The organism is Acinetobacter sp. GWC1_38_13 (assembly GCF_001767535.1).
GTDB classification, from domain to species: domain Bacteria; phylum Pseudomonadota; class Gammaproteobacteria; order Pseudomonadales; family Moraxellaceae; genus Acinetobacter; species Acinetobacter junii.
Genome location: NZ_MELG01000112.1, coordinates 4,041 through 28,293, shown reverse-complemented (window position 1 = coordinate 28,293; position 24,253 = coordinate 4,041). Strand labels below are relative to the sequence as shown.

Sequence of the window (24,253 nt, the reverse complement as noted above, 5' to 3'; positions counted from 1 at the left end):
TCAAAGTACATTAAAAGTATTGGAGCAGCATCCAGACCAATACAATGTGTTTGCAGTCTCTGCATATAGTCGTTTAGATGAACTTTTAAAAATATGTAAGCAACATCGTCCAAAAGTTGTTGTTGTGCCTAATGAAAAAGCACTTGAGTTAAAACAACTTTTTAATCAAGAAAATTTAATAAATATAGAGATACTCACTGATCAATCTGGCTTGATTGCAATCGCTGAACATAACGATGTTGATATTGTCATGGCAGCAATTGTGGGTGCTGCAGGATTACTTCCTACTTTGGCGGCTGTAAAAGCTGGCAAAAGAGTACTCCTAGCAAACAAAGAAGCATTAGTGATGTCAGGTGATATTATGATGCAGGCTGCACGTCAGCATGGTGCATTATTATTACCTGTTGATTCTGAGCATAATGCGATTTTCCAGTCTTTACCGCATGATTATCTGGATGCAGAAAGAACAGGACAGCCTCAGTTAGGTGTTTCTCAAATCTTATTAACGGCTTCAGGTGGACCTTTTTTAAATCATACCCTTGATCAATTAAAAGATGTGACACCTCAACAAGCTTGTAAACATCCGAATTGGTCAATGGGACAAAAAATCTCAGTCGATTCTGCCACTTTAATGAATAAAGGTCTTGAGCTTATCGAGGCTTGTCATTTGTTTTCAATTTCAGAACATTTTGTTACAGTCGTAGTTCATCCACAAAGTATCATTCATTCAATGGTGCAATATGTGGATGGTTCAACTTTGGCACAAATGGGAAATCCTGACATGTGTACTCCAATTGCACATGCGTTGGCTTGGCCAAAACGTTTAAAAACAGATGTTCCTGCATTAAACCTATTTGATGTAGCTCACTTAAATTTCCAATCTCCTGACACTATTCGTTTTCCAGCATTAGATCTTGCTCGTCAAGCAATGCGTGCTGGTGGGTTGGCACCAACTGTGCTCAATGCTGCAAATGAAGTTGCAGTTGCAGCATTTTTAAAACAGCAGATAGGTTTCACACAAATACCACAAGTTGTCGATTATGCTTTGCAAAATGTACAAAATGCTAAAGCAGAAAATATAGACATCATTTTGCATACTGATATGATCGCAAGACAAATTGCTGAAAAACACATTGTGGATATAGGAGGCTAAATCGTATGAATGCACTGTTTATGATTGTTGCAGCGATTTTGTTGCTTGGTCCATTAATTGCGATTCATGAATTTGGTCATTATTGGGTGGCACGTAAACTCGGCGTAAAAGTTCTAGTATATTCAATTGGTTTTGGTCCTACTTTATTAAAATGGCAGTCTAAAAAATCAGGTATTCAATATCAATTGTCAGCATTACCACTTGGTGGCTACGTAAAAATGCTAGATGAACGAGAGGGAAATGTTGCTGCTGAAGATTTGCCGTATGCTTTTAATCGTCAGTCTCCTTGGAAGCGTATAGCTATTGTTGCAGCAGGTCCTTTAATCAATTTGATCTTTGCTATTTTCCTATTTTGGATTCTATTTTTACCTGCTCAAGAACAGCTTAACACGCGTATTGGTAAAATTATGCCAAACACACCAGCTGCTCAAGTTGATTTGAAAGTTGGTGATAAAATCATAGAGGTGGATGGGCAAACAACGCCGACATGGGAAAAATTAAACTATACGCTTGTTGATAGAGTTGGCGAAACTGGACAAGTTTCAGTTGTTGTTGATCGCAGTGGTACTGAGAAGCAATTTAGTTTACCGATTAAAGATTTTTTAAAGGATCAGAGCCAATCACCATTGGATGTTTTAGGCTTTCTTCCATACCGTCCAGTGATTCCTGCAACTGTTAAAGAGCTAAGTGAAGATGGTGCAGCGATTCGTCAAGGCATGAAAGTTGGTGATCGTATAGTTTCGATCAATGGTGTCGCCATGAAAGATTGGTTCGATGTCGTTGATGTAGTGCAAAAATCTCCTGAAAAATTACTCAATATTGCTGTTGATCGTAAAGGTCAAATTGTTAACTTACAGGTTATGCCTCAAGGTCAGCGCGATAATATGGGGAATGTATCGGGCGTGCTTGGTGTGAAAAGTGATGTGGGTAAGATCACAATCCCGAATGAATACAAGCAAACAATTCAATATTCACCACTAGAAGCTTTAGGTGTTGCAGTTGATAAAACTGTTCAGCTCTCTAATATGATTTTTAACTCAATTGTTAAAATGGTGCGTGGTTTAATTGGTTTGGATAATTTATCTGGTCCAATTACGATTGCAAAAGTTGCGGGTCAGAGTGCTGAAATGGGATGGCAAACATTTATATCCTTTATGGCATTGATGAGTGTAAGTTTGGGTATTTTAAATCTATTGCCTATTCCTATGCTCGATGGTGGTCATTTAGTTTATTACTTTATCGAAGCAATTCGTGGTAAACCTGTTTCTGAACAAATACAGATATTTGGTCTAAAAGTTGGTATGGTACTGCTCGGTAGCATGATGCTTTTGGCTTTATTTAACGACTTCATGCGCTTATAAGCGCAAATGGAATTTAACTTACTGGAAAATATATGGGCATGCGTCACACACATTTATTAATGCCTTTGGCACTGGTTAGTGCGATGGCAGCGGTACAACAAGTATACGCAGCAGATGAGTTTCTTGCACAAGATATACGAATTGATGGCCTTGTGCGTTTAACACCTGCGAGTATCTATTCGATGTTACCAGTAAATAGTGGCGACAGAGTCAGCGATCCAATGATTGCCGAATCGATTCGTACTCTTTATGCTTCGGGTCTTTTTGATGATATTAAGGCATTTAAAGAAAATAATGTCCTTGTTTTCAAAGTGATTGAACGCCCTGTAATTTCAAAATTGGAATTTAAAGGCAATAAACTTATTCCGAAAGAAGCCTTGGAACAAGGTTTGAAAAAGATGGGAATTGCTGAGGGCGAAGTTTTCAAAAAATCTGCTTTGCAAATTATTGAAACAGAACTTGAGCAGCAATATACACAACAAGGTCGTTATGATGCTGATGTAACGGTAGAAACTGTTGCTCGACCGAATAACCGCGTTGAATTAAAATTGAATTTCAACGAAGGTACTCCAGCAAAAGTTTTTGATATCAATATTATTGGTAATACGGTATTTAGTGACAGTGATATTAAACAGGCTTTCGCTGTTAAAGAAAGTGGTTGGGCATCTGTCGTTACACGTAATGACCGTTATGCACGTGAGAAAATGGCTGCGAGCTTAGAGGCTTTACGTGCTTTATATTTAAATAAAGGTTATATCAACTTTAATATTATTAACTCTCAATTGAATATCAGTGAAGATAAAAAGAATATCTTTATCGAAGTATCAGTTGATGAGGGTAGCCAGTTTAAATTCGGCGAAACAAAATTCCTAGGCGATGCTTTATATAAGCCAGAAGAATTACAGGCATTAAAGCTTTATAAAGATGGTGAAACTTATTCACAAGAAAAAGTGAATGCTGTAAAACAATTATTGCTTCGCAAGTATGGTAATGCTGGTTATTACTACGCTGAAGTAAACGTAGTTCCTGAGATTAATAATCAGACTGGTATTGTTAATTTAAATTACTATATCAATCCAGGCCAGCAAGTTACAGTTCGTCGTATCAATTTTACTGGTAATAGTAAAACAGCTGATGAAGTTTTACGTCGTGAAATGCGCCAAATGGAAGGTGCGTTGGCGAGTAACGAGAAAATTGATCTCTCTAAAGTTCGTTTAGAACGTACAGGTTTCTTCAAAACTGTAGATGTCAAACCAGTTCGTGTTCCAAATTCTCCTGACCAAGTTGATTTAAATGTGAATGTTGAAGAACAACATTCAGGTACAACAACTCTTGCTGTGGGTTATTCTCAGAATGGTGGTATTACATTCCAAGCGGGTCTGAGCCAAACTAACTTTATGGGTACAGGAAATCGAGTATCTGTTGATTTATCTCGTTCTGAAACTCAAGATTACTACAACCTCAGCGTAACTGACCCATACTTTACAATTGATGGTGTAAGCCGTGGTTACAATGTTTACTATCGTAAAACCAAGTTAAATGAAGATTATAACGTTAATAACTATGTAACTGACAGTTATGGCGGTAGTTTAAGCTTTGGTTATCCTATCGATGAAAATCAAAGCTTAAGTGCTTCTTTGGGTGTTGATAAGACCAAAGTTAGAACGGGGCCAAGTGTTTCAACTTATATTCGTGACTATTTATTAGCGAATGGTGGTAAAGCTACGGGTAAGTCTACTTGGTGTCCAAGTGGTAAATTTGAAGAAGATCAGGATGGGAAAGTTAAAACTGATCCTGTAACCGGTTTACCTATATGTGAGGGTGGTTACGAAGACTACGAAAGTGCATTTGAAGGCGAATTCTTAACCTATATGCTTAATTTGGGTTGGTCTTACAATACACTGAATCGTCCGATTTTCCCAACTTCGGGTATGTCACATCGAGTTGGTTTAGAAGTTGGTTTACCAGGCAGTGATGTTGAATACCAAAAAGTGACTTATGATGCGCAAGCATTTATGCCATTAGGTAATAATTTTGTACTACGTGGCTATGGTAAGTTGGGCTATGGTAATGACTTGCCGTTCTACAAAAACTTCTATGCAGGTGGTTATGGCTCTGTACGTGGTTATGAAAACAGTACTTTAGGTCCAAAATATCCGAGTGTCATTTTCCAAGAAACAGGAAAAAATGACCCGAATCCGGAAGAAGTTGGTGGTAACGCCCTAGTACAATTTGGTACTGAACTTGCGATACCTTTGCCATTCAAAGGTGATTGGACTCGTCAAGTAAGACCTGTAGTGTTTGCTGAGGGTGCACAAGTCTTCGATACACAATGTGATGTGCCTAAAGGCGATCTTTTAGTTGATGGTAATAGTGTTGATATCAAACAATATTGTAAAGATAACTATAAGTTTGATTTTGGCAACATGCGTTACAGTGTTGGTGTTGGTTTTACTTGGATTACGATGATCGGTCCTTTATCTCTCAGTTATGCATTTCCGCTTAATGATAAGAAAGGCGATGATACAAAATCTATTCAATTTGAAATCGGTCGTACTTTCTAAGTACGACTTTACCCTAAGAATATAGAAAAGGAAGTAAGAAATAATGAAAAGATTATCAATATTGATGGTTGCTTTAGGTTTAACGGTTACAGCAAATGCAGGTGGTATTGCGGTTATAGACTTAGCTAAAGTCGTTGAAAGTAGTACATATCTAAAGCAGCAAAATGCGAGTTTAGGTCAATCGGTAAAACCTACTTCGACTAAACTAGAGCAGTTGGGTAAGGAAATAGAAGGTCTTCAACAGAAAGCTCAATCAGCGAATCAAGCTGATTTACAAAAACTTTCTGCTCAATACCAAGCCAAAGTTAATGAGTTCAATACAACTCAACAAAGTTTACAAACTAAAGTACAGTCATCTCTACAAACGATGAATACAACTTTTGAAAATCGTGTAAAGCAAGCTGCTGAACAATTGAGAAAAGAGAATAACTTAGACTTTATTTTAAATAAAAATTCTACGATTGCCTCTGACGCTCAGTATGATTTAACTGATAAAATGATCCAAAAGGTCAATGCAATGAAATAATCAATGAATAGACGTAGTTATCGTTTAGAAGAGATTGCTCACCTTGTACAAGGTGAGTATATCGGTCAAAAAGATTTTCAGATTCATAATTTAGCAAGTTTAGAACACGCACAGAATTATCACATTTGCTTTGTAAATGGTGAAAAATACTTAGCACAAGCTCAGGCTAGTCAGGCGGGAGCATACATTGTCACTGAAGCATTAAAAGAACAATTAAGCTCAAAACACAACTTTATCGTTGTTTCAAATCCTTATTTAGCTTTCGCTATGCTCACACATGTATTTGATAAAAAGAATGTGCAAAGAGGAATCGAAAGTACTGCTCAAATTCATCCTTCTGCGATCATTGCTGATGATGCCTATATTGGTCATTATGTTGTGATTGGAGAAAATTGTGTTGTCGGAAGTAATACCGTTATTCAATCCCAAGTCCATCTAGATGATGATGTGGAAATAGGAAAGGATTGCTTCATTGACTCTCATGTGACCATCACTGGTGAAGCTAAACTCAAAGATCGTGTACGCATTCATGCTAATACGACGATTGGTTCAGAGGGATTTGGTTTTGCACCATATCAAGGTAAATGGCATCGTATCGCTCAATTAGGTTCGGTTTTAATCGGTAATGATGTTCGAATCGGTTCAAATTGTTGTATTGATCGTGGCGCATTAGATAATACTATTCTCGATGATGGTGTCATTATTGATAATCTTGTGCAAATCGCCCATAACGTACAAATTGGTCAAAACACAGCGATAGCTGCGAATTGTGCAATTGCAGGAAGTGTGAAAATTGGCAAAAACTGTATCATAGGTGGTGGAAGTGCGGTTGCGGGACATTTAAATATTGCGGATAATGTGACATTGACTGGAATGTCAATGGTCACAAAAAATATTTCTGAAGCTGGAACGTTTTCTTCTGGAATTGGTCTTTTTGAAAATAACCATTGGAAAAGGACGGTTGTACGCTTAAGACAATTAGCAGATGTGCCATTGACCCAAATCACTAAAAGGCTTGATCATATGCAAGCTCAATTAGAGTCCCTTGAATCAACCCTTAAGTTACGTAAATAATTTATTATGACTGAGTCAACATCTCCAGCATTTACTATGCCTGAATTACCGATGGATATTCTTACAATTCGTGAATATTTACCTCATCGTTACCCATTTTTATTAGTTGATCGAGTTACGGAAGTTACTGAGAATAGTATCGTTGGCTATAAGAACGTATCTATTAATGAAGAGTTTCTCCAAGGGCATTTCCCGACATACCCAATTATGCCTGGTGTTTTGATCATTGAGGCTCTTGCTCAAGTGTCTGGAATTTTAGGTTTTGTTTTAACCAATCAGAAGCCCAAAGCAGGTTCATTGTTCCTTTTTGCAGGTGCGGAGAAAATAAGATTTAAGAAACAAGTTGTCGCAGGCGATCAGCTTATCTTAAAATCTGAGCTAGTTATGCAAAAACGTGGCATTTACAAGTACAATTGTAGTGCCAGTGTTGACGGTAAGATTGCCGCGACGGCTGAGATTATTATTTCCCATCAGAAAATTGAGCAGACATGAGTAGTCAAAATTTAATTCATCCAACCGCAATTATTGACGCATCTGCAGAAATTGCATCTGATGTACAAATTGGACCGTATTGTATTATTGGTCCAAATGTAACTATTGATGCAGGCACAAAATTACGTTCGCATGTTGTGGTCGGGGGATTTACTAAAATTGGAAAAAATAACGATATTTTCCAATTTTCGAGTATCGGGGAAATTTGCCAAGATTTGAAATATCAAGGCGAAGAGACATGGTTAGAGATAGGCGATCACAATGCTATTCGTGAACATTGTACCTTACACAGAGGTACTGTTCAGGATCAAAGTTTTACCAAAATTGGTAGCCACAATTTATTAATGGTAAATACCCATATTGCCCACGATTGTGTTATTGGTAATCATAATATTTTTGCTAATAATGTTGGCGTAGCGGGTCACGTACATGTAGGTGATCATGTGATCGTAGGTGGAAATGCTGGTATTCATCAGTTCTGCCGAATCGATTCGTATAGCATGATTGGTGGTGCGGCGCTTATTCTTAAAGATGTGCCTGCTTATGTGATGGCTTCAGGTAATCCTGCACATGCATACGGAATGAATATTGAAGGTATGCGTCGTAAAGGGTGGTCAAGAAATACGATACAAGGTTTAAGAGAAGCGTATAAGTTGATTTATAAATCAGGTTTGACGACTGAACAAGCGATTGCGCAAATTCGAGATGAAATTCTTGAAAATACGCCTGAAGCACAACTCTTTATTGATTCATTAGAAAAATCAACTCGCGGCATTGTTCGTTGATTTATATCTGATTGAATTCGAAAAAGACACTTAGGTGTCTTTTTTGTTTTTTATATCTTAACTTTCTAAAAATTTTTGGCGATACGGTTTGGGTGATAATTCATATGTACGTTTAAAAGCTTGGCTAAATGCTGTTTCAGACGTGTATCCCACCATATTGGCAATTTGTTGAATAGAGTAGTTACTTTTACGTAAATACTTGCTTGCGAGTCTCATACGGTGTTGCTGTAGATAGGCAAGGGGTGATTCTCCAATCACCTCATGAAACAGGCTTGCAAACTTTGAGCGAGACATACAGCATTGTTCCGCAAGGCTTTCAACAGTCCATGCTAATTCAGGTTGATTATGAATTGATGCTAAAGCATAGCTCAGTTCTGGATGATTAAGTGCACTCAGCCAGCCATGTTTAGTTGAAATATTTTGAATGTGGTCTCTAATACATTTGATCAGTAAAATACTTACAAGATGATCGATAATGATATCTCGACCTGCTTGAATATTTTGTGTTTCAAGGGCTAGAAAATGCAAACCGATTTGTAGCCATTCAGGCGCAGTTGTTTCGCCATGTTGTACATGAATGACATCTGGCAAGGCTTGCATGAACGGACGAGCCATGATGGTATCCATTTCACAACGGACGGTTAGAATCAGATTTTTTTCTACTGATTCTGTACCAAACTCGATGGCTTCATTTTTATGTCCATCAAACAAATTAGAAATATCTAAAGCATTAACTAACTTTCTGACCGCATTATCAGCTCCAGTATGTTGCTTTCCAGAGGTTATAATGACAATTTCACCTGCGTTCGCAGTTAAACTATTTTGTGAATTTAATTGAATATAAACAGATCCAACCAAAACGATGTGGACGATAAGAGCAGGTTGCTCATGACATAAAAATGACCATTCTCCTTGTGTTTTCAAGTAGATATATTCGGTTCGATTGAGATGTATATCATCAAAAATTTTACTTAAAGCATCCATAAGAACAATAATTTTATATTTCAGTTAGATTATAGGAAGCAGGGTTAATAATTCAATATGTGTTTAAGGGACAAAAACAGGGTGGATTATGCCAAAGACGCTGACATAGGTTTTTTGGACGTTTGCTACTGTCATGTCAATCATTTTCAATCAAAATATATATATACAAAGACATGGATATGATTATGAATGCGCCAGTAAATGTAGAGCAGCCACTTGCGCCTCTAGCAAAATCAAAGTTAGAGTTGGATCGTAAACGTTATTTATGGGCAATTAGTCCTGCATTACCAGTAATTGGTATTGGGATATTAGGTGGTTACCAATTTGCACCACGCCCACTGAAAAAGATCTTTGCCTTAGGTGGTCCTATCTTACTTCATATTGTGATTCCTGCAATTGATACTATCGTAGGGAAAGATGCAAATAACCCAACATCTGAGGAAGTGAAATTACTAGAACAAGATCCATACTATGCGCGTCTTGTTAAAACTTTCATTCCTTTACAATATGCTGCAAACATTTATGCGTGTTATTTAACTAGTCGTAAAGATACTTCTTTCCTAGATAAAATTTTACTTGGTATCTCAATGGGTGCGATCAACGGTATTGCAATCAATACTGCGCATGAGCTTAGCCATAAGCATGATCGTCTTGATCATATTTTATCGCACTTAGCGCTTGTACCAACTGGCTATAACCATTTCCGCGTTGAACATCCTTATGGTCACCATAAACGTGCTGCGACACCTGAAGATCCAGCATCTTCTCAAATGGGCGAAACGTTCTATGAGTTTTGGCCACGTACAGTTTTCGGTTCTTTGAAATCTGCGATTGAGATCGAAACGACTCGTTTAAAACGTAAAGGCAAAGAGTTCTGGTCATTAGACAATGAGTTGCTTCAAGGTTGGGGAATGAGCGCAGCTTTCCATGGTTCTATGGTTGGTATATTCGGCAAAGGCGTGATTCCTTATTTAGCGACTCAAGCATTCTACGGAATTAGTTTGTTTGAAGTGATTAACTATATCGAACACTATGGTTTGAAACGTCAAAAAGATGCAAATGGTAAGTATCAACGTACTATGCCAGAGCATAGCTGGAACAACAATAATATCGTAACGAACTTATTCTTGTATCAATTACAGCGTCATTCAGACCATCACGCGTATCCAACACGTCCATTCCAAGCATTGCGTCATTTCGACGAAGCGCCAGAATTGCCAAGTGGTTATGCAAGTATGCTATTACCAGCACTCATTCCACCTCTATGGTTTAAAATGATGGATAAACGAGTTGTTGAACACTACAAAGGTGATTTAAACAAAGCGAACATTTACCCTAAACGTCGTGCGAAAATCTTCAAGAAGTTTGGTGTTGTTGATCAATCGCTTGAGCAAGCATCTTTAGAGACTGTAACTACGGAATAAGCTGAAAAGCTGCTCCCAAAGCAGAAGCACCAATCAGAGATGATTGGTGCTTTTTTTATTTTCTTGTATTAAAACCATTAAAAACAAAGGCTTTATATTTTTTATGCTGTATATCTATTTAGATATTTAACTTTAAGAAGAATTTCTGATTATTTAAGAGGCAAATATGACAAAACATTATGATTATATTGCTATTGGTGGTGGGAGTGGTGGTATTGCTTCAGTCAATCGAGCGGCAATGTATGGAATGAGATGTGCCTTAATTGAAAGGTCTGAAATTGGTGGAACATGCGTAAATGTCGGTTGTGTACCCAAGAAAGTAATGTGGTATGCAGCACATATCGCTGAATCAATCCATAAATATGCTGAAGATTATGGATTTAATGCCCAAATAGAATCTTTTAATTGGCAAACTTTGGTTAAAAACAGACAAGCCTATATAGATCGAATTCATCAGTCATATCAAAATAGCCTAAGTAAAAATAATGTAGATTTGATACAAGGTGCTGCCCAATTTGTAAATCAAAATACAATTGAAGTAAACGGTGAAATTTTCACTGCTGATCATATATTGATTGCAACAGGCACACAGCCATCATTGCCTAAAATTGAAGGTGTTGAATATGGAATTGATTCCAATGGCTTTTTTGAACTCAGTGCTTTACCAAAAACAACAGCAGTTATTGGTTCAGGATATATTGCAGTTGAGCTTGCAGGAGTATTAAATGCATTAGGCTCACAAGTTGGATTGTTCATTAGAAAAGATTTGCCTGTGAGAAGATTTGATCAGTTCTTAAGTGAAACTCTGGTTGAGGTAATGCAAGCTGATGGCGTGAAAATTCATACACAAGCTATTCCCCAAAAAGTGACTAAAAATATCGATGGTTCAGTTAATTTACATCTCGAAAATGGTGGGGTGCATAAAGTCGATTGCCTAATTTGGGCGACTGGACGCGAGCCACATACAGCAAATCTAAATTTAGATAAAGCCAATGTTCAGTTGAACGATCGTGGTTATATTGAAGTTGATAAATTCCAAAATACAACTCAGAAAGGGATTTATGCTGTTGGTGATATTACTGGGAAAATGGAACTCACACCTGTTGCTGTTGCTGCAGGTCGGAGACTATCTGAACGATTATTTAACAATAAACCAAATGAATATCTAGATTATGAAAATATCCCAACAGTGGTGTTTAGTCATCCACCGATAGGAACTGTTGGTATTACAGAACAAGAAGCGATTGAGCAGTACGGAGAGCAGTCAGTAAAAGTTTATAATTCTTCTTTTACCGCTATGTATAGTGCAATTACACAGCATCGCCAGCCAACCAAAATGAAATTGGTTTGTGTTGGTGAAGAGGAAAAAATTGTGGGTATCCATGGTATAGGTTTTGGCATGGATGAAATACTACAAGGGTTTGCAGTCGCTTTGAAAATGGGGGCAACAAAAAGAGATTTTGATAATACCGTTGCAATTCATCCGACTTCTGCGGAAGAGTTTGTGACGATGAGATAAACTAGAATCATATTTCTAAAAAAGGACGTTAATTTAACGTCCTTTTTATTAGTTTTCGAATTAAGCCAAATTATTTCAATTCGCTCGATGATTTACCCAATTCTCGACGTGCGATGATCAATTGCTGAATCTGTTGAGTACCTTCAAAAATATCTAGAATTTTTGAGTCACGTGCCCATTTTTCCAGTAATTCATCTTCACCATAACCTACACTTGCAGCAAGTTCTACACATTTGAGCGTGATTTCATTACCAACACGACCAGCTTTAGCTTTGGCAATAGAAGCTTCTTTTGAGTTTGGTTTTTTGTTGTCTGCCATCCATGTGGATTTAACCATAAGCAGGCGAGCAGCTTCCCATTCAGCTTCCATCCGATAGATCTGCGCAGCTAAGTTTGAGGTTTGTAAATAAGGTGTTTTATAGTCTGGATCAAGCTGATCTTTGAAGATTTCTTTGATACGTTCGAGTGATGCTTTGGCACAACCAATCGCCATTGCTGCAACGAGAGGTCGGGTATTATCAAAGGTTTCCATAACTCCAGCAAAACCCTTTGCAACATCTATCTCAGGATTACCTAACAGGTTTGCAGCTGGAACACGACAGTCAATGAAACTAATGACAGCAGTATCAGATGCTTTAATTCCTAGTTTGTGCTCCAAACGTTCAACTTTCATTCCTGGAGTACCTTTGGGTACAACAAAGGATTTTATAGCTGCACGACCAAGCTTTTTATCGAGTGTTGCCCAAACTACAACTGAATCTGCACGATCACCTGAAGTGACAAAGATTTTTTCGCCATTTAAGATGTATTCATCACCATCTTGAGTTGCTGTCGTACGAATAGCAGCTGAGTCCGAACCACAACCTGGTTCAGTAATTGCCATGGCAGCCCATGTCCCTTTAAAACGTTCAAGTTGCTCGTCATTTGCTACTGCCGCAATAGCAGAGTTACCCAAGCCTTGGCGGGGCATACTTAACAATAAACCCGTATCGCCATAGCACATTTCTATAATACCGAGTGCAGTCGACATATTATTGCCGTTTTTGTTACCTGACTCAGTTTCTCCACGTTTGCCAACAGCAGCACCTGCATTTATTCCTTCACCACCTTCATTCATGCCATCAATTAATGATGCCAACATGTCCAATTCTTTTGGATAGGCATGTTCGGCTTTGTCATACTTTCTTGAAATTGGGCGCAACACATTCAAAGCAACTTCATGTGCCTGATCGACCATCATTTTGAATTTTTTAGGATTTTGTAAATTCATTGTAATATCCTCGAATGATCAATTAAGCATGTAAGCCAGAATGTAAGATTGCAGTAGCACGCAAATCACGATACCAACGTTCAACAGGGTGTTCTTTGGTAAAACCATGACCACCTAGGATCTGTACACCATCCGTACCGATTTTCATAGATTTTTCAGCGCACAAAAGTCTTGCAAGGTAAGCTTCACGATGAAATGGTTGACCCGCTTCAGCTAAGCTCGCTGCATTAAGTACCAACATGCGCATTGCATCAATTTCAATAGCCATATCAGCAATCATGAAGGCAACACTTTGGCGATGAGAAATAGGCTCACCGAAAGCTGTACGTTCATTTGCATATTTGATGCAGTATGCTTTGATCGCCTCGCATGTACCTACAGCCATCGCACACCACATCAAGTTCCCAAGATCTACAAATGCTGTGTAATCGAAATCAGCATCACCTAATCGTAAAGCTGGAGTTTGATTGAACTGTAAGGTAGCAGTTTCAGCAGCTTTTAGACCCATCGCTGGATTTGATTTGATGGCAATACTTTCATCACATTGCACGACAAAAATATCAGGTTGACCGTTATATTCTGCACTGACAAGGAATACATCAGATGTATCACCTAAAACGACTAAAGTCTTTTCACCTGTGATATAGAACTGACCATTTTGTTCAGTCGCTTTCGTTTTTAATTGGTATGGATTAAATGCAGGGGTCGCTTCTTGAAATGCAAATGTCGCTGTAATATCTGTGTCTTCAGCAAAGCAAGGCAAATACATACTTTGTACTTGTGTTGATCCCCAACGAGTGATGGCATTGATCACGCTGAATGTGCTTAATAATCCAGCTGTAAGACTGAAATCACCTTTAGCTAAGTTTTCAGCAATTAGGATATTACTGACAATATTTTGTTCTGCGGCAACACCACCTAAAGCCTCAGGTAATGCATAGTAGTTCAAGCCTAAATCAACCAAATGCTGCCAAAGTTCTTCGGGGAATTGTGCATTGTGATCTGCATCATGTGCTAAATTGTAAAGCACTTCCTGAGCAAATTGTGACATAGCATCTGATGTCATTTGTTGCTCTTCAGTCAATCCTAAATCAAATAGATTTTTATTAACTTGATTTGGTAAACGTTGTTTGTCAATTGGTTGCGGTTTAAAAGCTTTCTGAGTTTTTGTTAGAACTTTAAAACCAGTTTTTGAACCTTGGTATAGAGACTTTTCTACAAACTTTCTTAATTTGAGTTGATCGAGCACTTCGCTTCCTGCGATTTTAGTGATCAATGATAGCCCGAGACCTTGAGCCTTATTCATCATATTTGACATGATTTTATCCTAGAGGATGATTGTGAATTTATGCTCGCATGCTAAAGCTAAAAAAACTATGTCTTCTTTGACGTGTCAATATTAGAAAGATAAAGGGTTAATTAAGTGGATAAAGACAAATAAGTTTATGTTTTTAAATAATTTTAAAAAATGAAAGAAAATTATAGCAAAAAAAAATTGACCAAACTGACTGAGCAGATTGGTCAATATGACTGAATTAATTTGGTTTATGCAAATTGACGAATCATTTTGCGAACATTTGTCTTCGCCTCGATCACTGTCATGAAAGTATAAGCACCAATGAATTTACGGCTAATAAACATAAATTCTTTAGGAGGGACTGAGAAATAACGAGAAGCCATAGACTGAGCAGCTTGCTGCATTACGCGACTATGTAGTTGGCTTTTTTTCCAATCATAACGATCTTGTTCATCCATCACACCAGCAGGCATATCAGGATTATTGCTTGGATTACTAAAAGCTTCGGTCGCAATTAAAAACACATCCGCCATACCTGGTTTTACACTTTCAGGCATCGAATCAAAAAATTCATAACCTGTCATCGCTTTAACCATAGCAGTTTTGTCATGATCATATCCTGCATGGATAAGATTACGTGCGACAGAAAGTAGATTGTCATCAAATTGGCGAATTGCACCAAAGTCGAGCAATACAATCTTATCCTTTACATCATCACCATTGCCTAAGCGGACAAGGTAATTACCAAAATTAGGATCAGTTTGCATCTCACCCCATTCGAACAGCTCACGTACTGCAATTTCTAGTGAAGCTTCACCAAGTTGATTCCGGCGCTCTTGAGGTAAAGAAAGCATAACAGGGCTGTTGATAGGTACTCCACGCTCAAATGTCATACACAGAACTTTGTCAGCACAGAACTCATCAACAATTTGTGGAACAATATAACGCGGGTCATCTTTCAAGCGTTCTGCGAAACGTCGAGTTGTCGCTGCCTCAATGTCATAATTCACTTCACGGTGCATCATTTCACGAACTTCATCAAACCACTGGTCGAACTCACGTGTTTGAGGAACCATTCGTGTGAGTTTCAGCATGTTTTTGAAAAGATTCATGTCAGAATCAATCGCTTCTGCAACACCAGGGTATTGAATCTTCAATACAACTTCTAAACCATCAGATTTACGAATTGCACGGTGAACTTGTGCCAATGATGCAGTACCGATTGGCTCATGATCAATCGTTAGATCATTGAGTTTCGAACCTAGTTGCTCATGCAAGTGAGCTTTGATTGCAGGCCATGCTAAAGCAACAGTTTGATTATTCAGCGTATTGAGTGCTTGAGTGATTTCTTCTGGTAAGAAATGTTCACCATATAAAGCCATCATTTGTCCAATTTTAACAATTGAACCTTTTAATTTTCCAATTTCAGAGACCAAATAATGGGCTTGATCAGCCATCGCTTTTTTACGTTTCTTCTCTTTTTCTTCCTCACTAGAAAACATAGAGGTAGCACTTGCAGTTGCCCAACGAGTTCCAGCAAGTAAAGAAGCTTTTGCAATAGATAAGCGACGATCCACAGACGAGGTTTTTAGATTCTTGAGCTTATCGTTCTGATCTGACATGAAAGAAAAATCCTATGCTGAAATCGGAGGGGGAGGAAAGCCGAGAGTTAAATTGTAGTGGATATTACAGCGTTTGAACGTATTAAAATAGTTCAATCGCTTGAATTATCAGTCTAAATTTGTGATTTAAGTCAACAATATCTAAATAGCCTAAGCAAATTGGAGATCGCTTAAGTCAGCTATTTATACATACGTACTAAATTTTAAACTGAATTTTAAGGGCTGATTTACGCATTAGAGCTGCTCGGTTTGTATGTATATGCTTAATCAACATACGTTTGACAATACTATGATGAAAACCTAAAGCATGAGCTTTCACGATAATAATACTGGGTAATGTGAAGAAAAAGTACTTGGTGTCGTCTAAAGTCGCATTCTCGAAAATACCTTCTTCAACCAAAGTATCACGGAGAAATTGCTTTTCAGCTTGAACGGTAGAAGAAGATTCATCATCCCAGTAGCTTTGACGCATCGCCATCAGATTATTATGTTTATAACTCATGAAGTTTTTGCGCCTTTCTCAATTGCATTTAGTCTTTATATAAGGTTTGAAAAATAATTATCAAGAACACTATTCAAAATAGCCTAAGCAAATTGAAAATATTTTTTTTAAAATGCTACACTTATCAAACTTAAGAATCATCGAAATAACCCAGATATCAAATGACACCAGCATGTAAGTTATTGGAAAAAAACAAAATAGCATTCTCGATTCATGAATATGAACATGATGCTAACGCGAAGAGTTTTGGTTTAGAAGCTGCTGAAAAACTCAATTTACGTGTAGAAGAAGTCTTCAAAACATTAATGGTCACAGATGAAAAAAATTATTTTATTGCGATCTTACCTGTAAACCATCAACTCAATTTAAAAAAAGTTGCAGCAGCGGTGGGATGTAAGAAATTACAAATGGCAAATCCTAAAGATGCTGAACGTTTGACTGGTTATTTAGTTGGTGGAATTAGTCCATTAGGGCAGAAGAAACGTCTAAAAACCGTCATTGATGCGACGGCGCAGACATTTAATAAAATATATGTCAGTGGTGGGAAAAGAGGGCTGGATATTGGTTTAGATCCTAATGATCTAGCAAAGTTATTAAATGCAACTTTCTCTGATCTATTGGATAGTTAGGGACTTTATCTGACATCTATTGCTTATGCTTTAATGTTTCAATCTACTAAAACAATAAAATTTCAGATTTTCATTAGAATATATAATAATGAGAATTATTATCTTTTGTATCAATAATCATCTATTTTTTTATTTAATCTATATTAATCAATGCTTTGTGCTGTTAATTTCAAAGGAAGTATTATAATTGCTATTATAAATGATAATTATTATCATTACTTTAATCTTATATGCAGTCGTTGCTGTATTTGAGAAGTGTTTTGAGCTCAAACATTCGAAAAAAACTAACTCTCTCTTTATAGAGGATACCGACAGATGCAATCACTTGCCAATCGGTTGGCGATACAACATTTCGTCAACGCATATACGCAAGAAACTGGCAAAGGTCACTTGCTTAATAAAACACAGCAAAGTCCGCAACAACAAGCGTTTAGCCAAGGTTTGACGCTGTTATCTATTCCGATTAATTCTATTCATGCTCAATGTGATTTCCCATTATCTTATGTCAGCCGAGTTGGTAGACATCGGTTAGCTAATCTTCCTCAAATCGTAATTTCAGGTCAGCCAAAATCATTTAGTCCAGTTGCAATCGTTGGGTTGTTACTTGAAGAACTAGTTTCTGAATCGTCTTTACCTTTGGATGCTGCTTCTTTGGTAGAGAAGTGGATTCAAAGCCGTGATGCATTGCAACAGTTTTTAATACAACGTGAAGCTGATTTTGATGACTTGGTTAAAGCTGGTCAAAGCTTTATTGAAACTGAACAGGCATTGATTTTGGGGCATAGCATGCACCCAGCGCCGAAAAGTAGAACAGGTTTTGTGCATGAGGATTGGCTAAAGTTTTCACCTGAACACAAAGGCAAGACACAACTTCATTATTGGCTAGTGCACCAAGATTACATTGCGGAAGGTAGTGCGACTGATGAACCTATTTCAGCGCAATTAAAAACGGCATTACAGTGGTATTTATCTGAAAATGATCTCAATCTAGTTAAAACCCATAGCGAATATAAATTACTCCCATTGCATCCTTGGCAAGCTCGTTATTTACAGGGTAAAGCTTGGTTTGAACGATTGAAGCAAACAGGGCAATTGATTGATTTAGGTTTACGTGGCTGGCAATTCTCTCCAACAACATCCATTCGTACATTGGCAAGCTTCAACGCTCCGTGGATGGTGAAGCCATCTCTTTCTGTGATGATTACCAATTCTATTCGAGTGAATTTAGCCAAAGAATGTCATCGTGGTGAATTAACACATCGTCTGTGGCACAGTGAGTTTGGTCAGAATATTCTAAAAAAATGTCCAAGTTTAAAGGCAGTCAATGACCCAGCTTGGATCGCCTTGAAAATTGATGATGAAGTGATTAATGAAAGTATCTGCATTTTTAGAGATCAGCCTTTCCATCCTCAACAGCAAGTCACTTGTATTGCTTCCTTGTGTCAGGATCATCCAAGCAAATCTTTAAATCGTTTTAACGCATTATTTTCCAAAATTTCAAAAGCTCATCCTGAGAGGGGTTTTTCAGAGATTGCTTTAGATTGGTTTACTCGTTTCCTCGAAGTTAGTTTGCAACCCTTGATGTATCTATATCATCGTTTTGGTATGGCATTTGAGTCACATCAACAAAATGTATTATTGGAACTGGAAAATCATTTCCCAAAAACTTTATGGCTACGTGATAACCAAGGTTTTTATTATATTGAAGAGTTTGCGACTGAAATTCTACAAGCGCTACCTGAACTGAAAGAAAAAGCCTTTGCGGTAGGTCCGAAAGATTTTGTTGATGAACGTTTTAGTTATTATTTCTTCGGCAATACTTTGTTTGGGATTATTAATGCCATCGGTGCGACAGGCTATATCACTGAAGATGAATTGTTAGCGCATTTAATTGAATTTTTAGAAGAACAATTACAACAATATCCTGATAGCACCTTATTGCAAGGATTACTGTTCAATTCAACTCTGCCTTATAAGGGTAACTTGCTGACACGTTTGCATGAGTTAGACGAATTGATCGCGCCTGTCGAAAATCAGTCTGTTTACGTGCAACTGCCAAATCCACTGCGTATTTCACAGAAGGATGTCAGTTATGCTTGATTTTATTGGAATTGGTCTAGGACCTTTTAATTTAAGTCTTGCTAGTTTGCTACAAAACAAAAGCTCACTCAACTACGTGTTTTTTGAGCAAAAGGCACAATTTGATTGGCATGCAGGTATGCAACTACCTAATACGGTATTGCAAGTACCGTTTATGGCTGATTTGGTCTCAATGGTTGATCCAACCAGTCCATTTAGCTTTTTAAATTATCTGTGTCATCAGCAACGTTTGTATAAGTTTTACTTTCTAGAGCATCCACATATTCCGCGCTGTGAATATAACCATTATTGCCAATGGGTTGCAGAACAACTTGATTGTATCGAATACCAATCTCGTGTCTTGAGGATTGAACCCCAAACGATAGGTTTTAAAGTAGTCGTTGAATCAAATGGTGTTCAGCAAAGTTATTTATGCCGTCATTTATTGATTGGAAGTGGTAATGTGCCATATTTGCCTGAATGTTTGGCAAAGATTCAGAAAGTCCGTCCGCAACAATGTCTGCATTCAGCACAGTATATGACGCATGTAGATACAGATTTACATGGCGATGTTGTTGTACTAGGTTCGGGGCAATCCGCAGCTGAAGTGTTTATCGACTTGTTTGACGAACAGCAAGATACCGACAATCATCAGTTTGATTTGCATTGGTTTACCCGTTCTCAAGGTTTCTTCCCAATGGAGTATGCGCCATTAGGTTTAGAACATTTTAGCCCTGATTATGCACAACATTTTTATGATTTGTCTGCACAGCAGAAAGAGCAGCAGTTAAAGCAACAAGCCTTGTTATACAAGGGGATTAGTGCAAAAACCATTCGGGAAATTTATCAAAGACTTTATCACCGTAGCATTGCAGGCCAAAGCATACAGACACATTTGCATAGTCAATGTGATTTGAAAGATGCAGAAGCATTGGATACACAAAAAATCCGATTGCATTTCGAACATCGTGCTACAGCTCAGTCTTTTCATCTCGACTGTGATTTTCTTGTAGCCGCAACGGGTTATTTCACACCTGATTTTGGTTTTATGCAGTCACTCAAGCCATACATCGAACTTGATCATAAACAGCGTTGGCAGATTACAGAAGACTATCGAGTTGTACACAGGTTGAATGGCCATATCTTTGTTCAAAATCAAGAAATGCATAGTCATGGTGTCGGCACGCCTGATTTAGGTCTTGGTGCTTATCGTGCAGCAACGATCATTAATCAACTGCTTGCTGAGCCTCTTTATGAATTAGGCAATCAAGCGCAAACCTTCCAACACTTTAATCTCTCTCAAAATCCAAAAATTTGTATGGCAGATGACAAAGCACAATCAAACGAGTGCCTTTGCGAAAATTCTCCCAATAAAAACCATTCAATTTTCAAGAAAACAGAACAGAACGTGATGACGGCGCATCCTAATCGTCGTGGTGCAAACACACGTACACAAACTGCTTCTGTACATTCAACATATGAGAAACTGATATGAACTTTGCAACTTTAAAAATTAATCAGCAGCAATGGCGTGCCGCAGGACAACGTCTTATTGAAATGGCGATTGCAGAGTTTCTATACGAAGAAATTATTGAAGTTAAATCATTGTCAGCAGGTCGTTATCGTTTAGATTTAGGCAATCGTCAGTATGAGTTTCAAGGAAATCAATATCTACTCGGACACTGGAATATTCAGGAAGCTTCGGTACGTGATGTGACTCATAGTCAGGAAAATGATCAACCTGCTTGGAACTTACATGAGTTCATTGTCGCAATGTCTGACAGTTCTAATGTTAAGCCATTTACCAAAGCGTATTTGATCAAAGAAATGAATAATACTTGGCTGGCAGAAGCACATTTGTTCAATGAAACACGTTTGCCAAGTATAGCGGTTTTGACAGAGCCACATTACAAAGTTGAAGGCATGCTACGTGGTCATCCTTGGCTCATCATGAGTAAAGGGCGTATGGGTTTTGGTTATGATGATTATTTAAGCGCTGCACCAGAGCTTTCACCTGAAGTTAAAGTGTTGTGGTTAGCCGTTCATCGTGATTTAGCAGAGTATCGAAGTACTGAAGATTGGAGTGCCTGCGGTTTATATCAACATGAATTTGATGCCAATGAACTACAGCAGTTCATCAATATTCTCCAAGAAAAAAACCTAGATCCTCAAAATTACTTTTTGATTCCCGTACATGCTTGGCAATGGCATCAATGGCTTGTTCCGACTTATGCCAATGAGATTGTGGATCAGAAAATTATTGAACTGAATATCAGTCAAGATAGTTATGTGCCAATGCAGTCCATTCGCACATTATGTAATACATCAAATCTACAACGTCATTACATTAAACTGCCAGTCAGTATTTTTAATACTGCTGTTTATCGTGGATTACCCTCAAAACGTAATCTTGCTGCTCCAGCAGTGACCGCATGGTTAAAACAGATTCATCAACAAGATCAAGACTTACAAAATACAGGTGTGATTTTCTTGGGTGAGGTTGCAACTTTAACCATTCACCAGCCATGTTTTGACCGCATTGACGGCGCACCATACCAATTTAAAGAACTGTTCGGTTGTTTGTGGCGTGAAAGTGTTGATCGTTATGTTGATTCATCACAACAAGTTCTCTCGCAAGCAGCTTTATTACATCGTGATATTTCTGGTCAATCGATCCTGAGCGTGCTGATCAAAGCATCAGGATTAAGTCCTTTAGCTTGGTTAGCTCAATTTGCTCAAGTGTGCATGAGTCCATTGTTACTTTGCTTGTATCGCTATGGTTTGGCATTTTCACCACACGGTGAAAACACGATGTTGGTACATGAAAATGGTGTGCCGAAAGCCATGGTATTAAAAGACTTCATTGACGACATCAATTTAGTGGATGAGGATTTTCCTGAGTTAACTCAATTACCATCTGAATCAGACTTATTACTCCGTCATGAAGCGACTGATCTAAGCCATTTTATTTTCACAGGTCTGTTCATGGTGCATTACCGCTATATCTGTAATGTGTTCTTGCAAGACTATCCTGAATATTCTGAGCTTGATTTTTGGCAGACCATTTCCAACACGATTGTTGAGTTTAACCAAAGACATCCAGAATTGGCTGAACGTGCTGATAAATTCGCCATGCTGCGTCCAAGTTACACCAAAATTTGTCTAAACCGTGTACGTCTATTTACCACAAGTTATAACGATGAAGCAGAACGTCCTGTTCCTGTCTTCCTTGATCCTATTGCAAATCCAGTTAGCCCAGAAACATTGAAAACATGGGCAGAACAACCTCGCCAAGCAAAAGCGGGCTAATTTTAATCATCATTTTATAGGTTCGATATGAAAACAATCTCTCAGCAATTACCAGATTATTTTGAATACTTTGAAGATGGTACACAGTACTACTTACGCCAAGTGCAATATCCTCAGGATATCCCTTTATTACATCAATGGATGCATGAGCCACATGTAATTCCTCAGTGGCAGTTAAATAAATCGGAACTAGAGTTACAAGTTTACTTCGACAAAATGTTAGCAGATGACCATCACCGTTTATTAATCGTTGGAATTGATGGCAAAGATGTGGGCTATACCGAAATTTATGAAGGTAAACGAGATCGTTTAGGTCGTTATTACGATGGTGATGACAATGATCTCGGTTGGCATCTCCTGTTTGGTGACAAATCCGTGTTTGGCAAAGGCTTCTTGCGCCCAACCATTCGTTTACTCAGTTTTTACATTTTTGAACATTCAAAAGCTAAAAAAATTGTGGGTGAGCCAGATCATACCGTTAAACCATATGCAGCAGTGGTGGCAGAGCTTTGTTATGAAAGCCAACGTTTAATACCGATGCCCGAAAAAACAGCGATGTTGTACTACTGCTTCAGAGAAACTTTCTATAACAAGTTTGGGGATTATTACCAAACATCACAACAACAGCTAGCTAATCAGCCAGCCAAACTCCTGAGTGTTACATGAGCTTATATATCAATGAAATGCATATCTTAGACATGCGCTTTGCGGCGAATGTCTCTGTTGCAGAATTTGAACAATGGTTAGCACGGATTCAGCACTATTTCGAACATAAGCAAAATTTCGTGTTGATCATGCAAACCAATGTGAATACTGAATTTCCTGAAGAATATAGAGCAATCCAAGGCAAATGGTATAAGCAATATAAACAAGATTTTTACCAATATTGCTTGGGTTTTGCTCGTATTGCTCAAGATGAAGATGATCGTATTCGATTGGATACACCAGCTCTGCACAAAGCTTGGCATGTTCCATATTTTGTGAGCGTAGATAAAGCTGAAGCCACACAATGGGCTTTGCAGAGGTATTTATGAATCAAAATTCATTAAATATTCAGAAAGTCTCAGCCTTGAGCCTGAGTCTCGTGGTGGTTTTATATCTCGCGCATGCCTTACCACTTTATTTTTATAATGTGGCCTTACCTGCGATTCTGCGTCATCAAGGCGTAGATTTACGTTGGATTGGCATGTTGTCGCTGCTCTATATTCCTTGGGCATTCAAGTTTTTTTGGGCACCACTAATTGATCGTTTTTATTTCAAAAAACTCGGTAAACGTAAAACTTGGCTTTTGTTTACGCAAATAGCTTTGGTGTTGGGGGTCGTTGCTTTGGCACTTACCCAATTCGATTACGGTCTTGGTGTATTTGTTATTGTCGGTTTATGGATTTCAACTTTTGCTGCAACTCAAGATATCGCAATTGATGGCTATACCGTCGAAACCTTTTCAGAGTCTGAATATCGCTTAGGAAGCATGGCACAAAGCATCGGCGTTGCGCTCGGTAGTATGGTGGGTGGAGCAGCAACTTTATGGCTGTATGAGCTTTATGGTTGGCAAACTGCACTGATTTCCTTAGCCGCTATGACAGCATTGAGGATGTTGGCTATTTTCCAAATTAAAGAAAAATCAAATGCAGAGAAAATTTCAAAACAGCAGCCAAGTTTG

At 38.0% G+C, this 24,253-nt stretch carries 21 protein-coding genes; 16 read left to right on the top strand and 5 right to left on the bottom strand.

Annotated elements, in window-relative coordinates:
* From dxr to lpxA, 7 genes are all read left to right on the top strand, one after another.
* On the top strand, positions 1–1,153 hold a 1,153-nt coding region (gene dxr / locus A2003_RS12075), incomplete at its 5' end, for a 1-deoxy-D-xylulose-5-phosphate reductoisomerase (RefSeq protein ID WP_286687435.1).
* A gap of 5 nt (positions 1,154–1,158) precedes the next feature.
* A complete protein-coding gene (gene rseP, locus A2003_RS12070) occupies positions 1,159–2,514 on the top strand; it encodes an RIP metalloprotease RseP (protein WP_112987218.1) in 1,356 nt (451 codons plus the stop codon).
* 32 nt (positions 2,515–2,546) lie between these two features.
* Positions 2,547–5,078 (top strand): outer membrane protein assembly factor BamA, encoded by a 2,532-nt coding sequence (bamA, locus tag A2003_RS12065; protein ID WP_270900082.1) that lies wholly within the window; start codon positions 2,547–2,549, stop codon positions 5,076–5,078.
* Positions 5,079–5,121: 43 nt separating this feature from the next.
* A complete protein-coding gene (locus A2003_RS12060; RefSeq protein ID WP_151738297.1) occupies positions 5,122–5,604 on the top strand; it encodes an OmpH/Skp family outer membrane protein in 483 nt (160 codons plus the stop codon).
* A gap of 3 nt (positions 5,605–5,607) precedes the next feature.
* Positions 5,608–6,678 carry a UDP-3-O-(3-hydroxymyristoyl)glucosamine N-acyltransferase gene (gene lpxD, locus A2003_RS12055; RefSeq protein ID WP_112987215.1) on the top strand — a complete coding sequence of 357 codons (1,071 nt, stop codon included), beginning with the start codon at positions 5,608–5,610 and terminating at the stop codon, positions 6,676–6,678.
* Between the two features lie 6 nt (positions 6,679–6,684).
* Positions 6,685–7,170 (top strand): 3-hydroxyacyl-ACP dehydratase FabZ, encoded by a 486-nt coding sequence (gene fabZ / locus A2003_RS12050; protein ID WP_004915652.1) that lies wholly within the window; start codon positions 6,685–6,687, stop codon positions 7,168–7,170.
* Positions 7,167–7,955: an acyl-ACP--UDP-N-acetylglucosamine O-acyltransferase gene (gene lpxA, locus A2003_RS12045; protein WP_042890730.1), complete on the top strand. Its 789-nt coding sequence runs from the start codon at positions 7,167–7,169 to the stop codon at positions 7,953–7,955. Before fabZ ends, lpxA begins: the two co-directional genes overlap by 4 nt.
* A gap of 57 nt (positions 7,956–8,012) precedes the next feature.
* Here lpxA and A2003_RS12040 read toward each other — a convergent pair whose 3' ends face one another.
* Positions 8,013–8,939 (bottom strand): AraC family transcriptional regulator, encoded by a 927-nt coding sequence (locus A2003_RS12040; protein WP_112987214.1) that lies wholly within the window; start codon positions 8,937–8,939, stop codon positions 8,013–8,015.
* 185 nt (positions 8,940–9,124) lie between these two features.
* Between A2003_RS12040 and A2003_RS12035 the strand changes: the two genes are divergently transcribed.
* Together A2003_RS12035 and gorA are read left to right on the top strand one after the other, a co-directional pair.
* Complete coding sequence (locus tag A2003_RS12035) at positions 9,125–10,363, top strand: alkane 1-monooxygenase (RefSeq protein ID WP_004915664.1); 1,239 nt, start codon at positions 9,125–9,127, stop codon at positions 10,361–10,363.
* A 166-nt stretch (positions 10,364–10,529) separates the two neighbouring features.
* Positions 10,530–11,882 carry a glutathione-disulfide reductase gene (gorA, locus tag A2003_RS12030; protein WP_112987213.1) on the top strand — a complete coding sequence of 451 codons (1,353 nt, stop codon included), beginning with the start codon at positions 10,530–10,532 and terminating at the stop codon, positions 11,880–11,882.
* Positions 11,883–11,952: 70 nt separating this feature from the next.
* Here gorA and A2003_RS12025 read toward each other — a convergent pair whose 3' ends face one another.
* The 4 genes from A2003_RS12025 to A2003_RS12010 form a co-directional block, all read right to left on the bottom strand.
* A complete protein-coding gene (locus A2003_RS12025) occupies positions 11,953–13,152 on the bottom strand; it encodes an acyl-CoA dehydrogenase family protein (protein ID WP_004954530.1) in 1,200 nt (399 codons plus the stop codon).
* Positions 13,153–13,174: 22 nt separating this feature from the next.
* A complete protein-coding gene (locus A2003_RS12020) occupies positions 13,175–14,461 on the bottom strand; it encodes an acyl-CoA dehydrogenase family protein (RefSeq protein WP_171065594.1) in 1,287 nt (428 codons plus the stop codon).
* Between the two features lie 236 nt (positions 14,462–14,697).
* Positions 14,698–16,071, bottom strand: a complete 1,374-nt coding sequence (locus A2003_RS12015; protein WP_004915684.1) for an ABC1 kinase family protein — start codon at positions 16,069–16,071, stop codon at positions 14,698–14,700.
* Between the two features lie 196 nt (positions 16,072–16,267).
* Entirely contained in the window at positions 16,268–16,573 is a 306-nt protein-coding gene (locus A2003_RS12010; RefSeq protein ID WP_004915688.1) for a hypothetical protein, read from the bottom strand.
* A 161-nt stretch (positions 16,574–16,734) separates the two neighbouring features.
* Between A2003_RS12010 and ybaK the strand changes: the two genes are divergently transcribed.
* The 7 genes from ybaK to A2003_RS11975 form a co-directional block, all read left to right on the top strand.
* Positions 16,735–17,202, top strand: coding sequence for a Cys-tRNA(Pro) deacylase (ybaK, locus tag A2003_RS12005; RefSeq protein WP_004954520.1), 468 nt, complete (start codon positions 16,735–16,737; stop codon positions 17,200–17,202).
* Positions 17,203–17,517: 315 nt separating this feature from the next.
* The gene (locus tag A2003_RS12000) at positions 17,518–19,302 is read left to right on the top strand and encodes an IucA/IucC family protein (RefSeq protein WP_112987489.1); all 1,785 of its coding nucleotides are present in this window, start codon (positions 17,518–17,520) and stop codon (positions 19,300–19,302) included.
* Entirely contained in the window at positions 19,295–20,776 is a 1,482-nt protein-coding gene (acbB, locus tag A2003_RS11995) for an acinetoferrin biosynthesis monooxygenase AcbB (protein WP_286687434.1), read from the top strand. Before A2003_RS12000 ends, acbB begins: the two co-directional genes overlap by 8 nt.
* The gene (gene acbC, locus A2003_RS11990; RefSeq protein ID WP_112987491.1) at positions 20,773–22,590 is read left to right on the top strand and encodes an acinetoferrin biosynthesis protein AcbC; all 1,818 of its coding nucleotides are present in this window, start codon (positions 20,773–20,775) and stop codon (positions 22,588–22,590) included. The genes acbB and acbC overlap by 4 nt, the downstream gene beginning before the upstream one ends.
* A gap of 27 nt (positions 22,591–22,617) precedes the next feature.
* A complete protein-coding gene (gene acbD, locus A2003_RS11985; protein WP_004814638.1) occupies positions 22,618–23,256 on the top strand; it encodes an acinetoferrin biosynthesis acetyltransferase AcbD in 639 nt (212 codons plus the stop codon).
* Positions 23,253–23,624, top strand: a complete 372-nt coding sequence (locus tag A2003_RS11980; protein ID WP_112987492.1) for a hypothetical protein — start codon at positions 23,253–23,255, stop codon at positions 23,622–23,624. Before acbD ends, A2003_RS11980 begins: the two co-directional genes overlap by 4 nt.
* On the top strand, positions 23,621–24,253 hold a 633-nt coding region (locus tag A2003_RS11975), incomplete at its 3' end, for an MFS transporter (protein ID WP_286687433.1). The genes A2003_RS11980 and A2003_RS11975, both read left to right, overlap by 4 nt.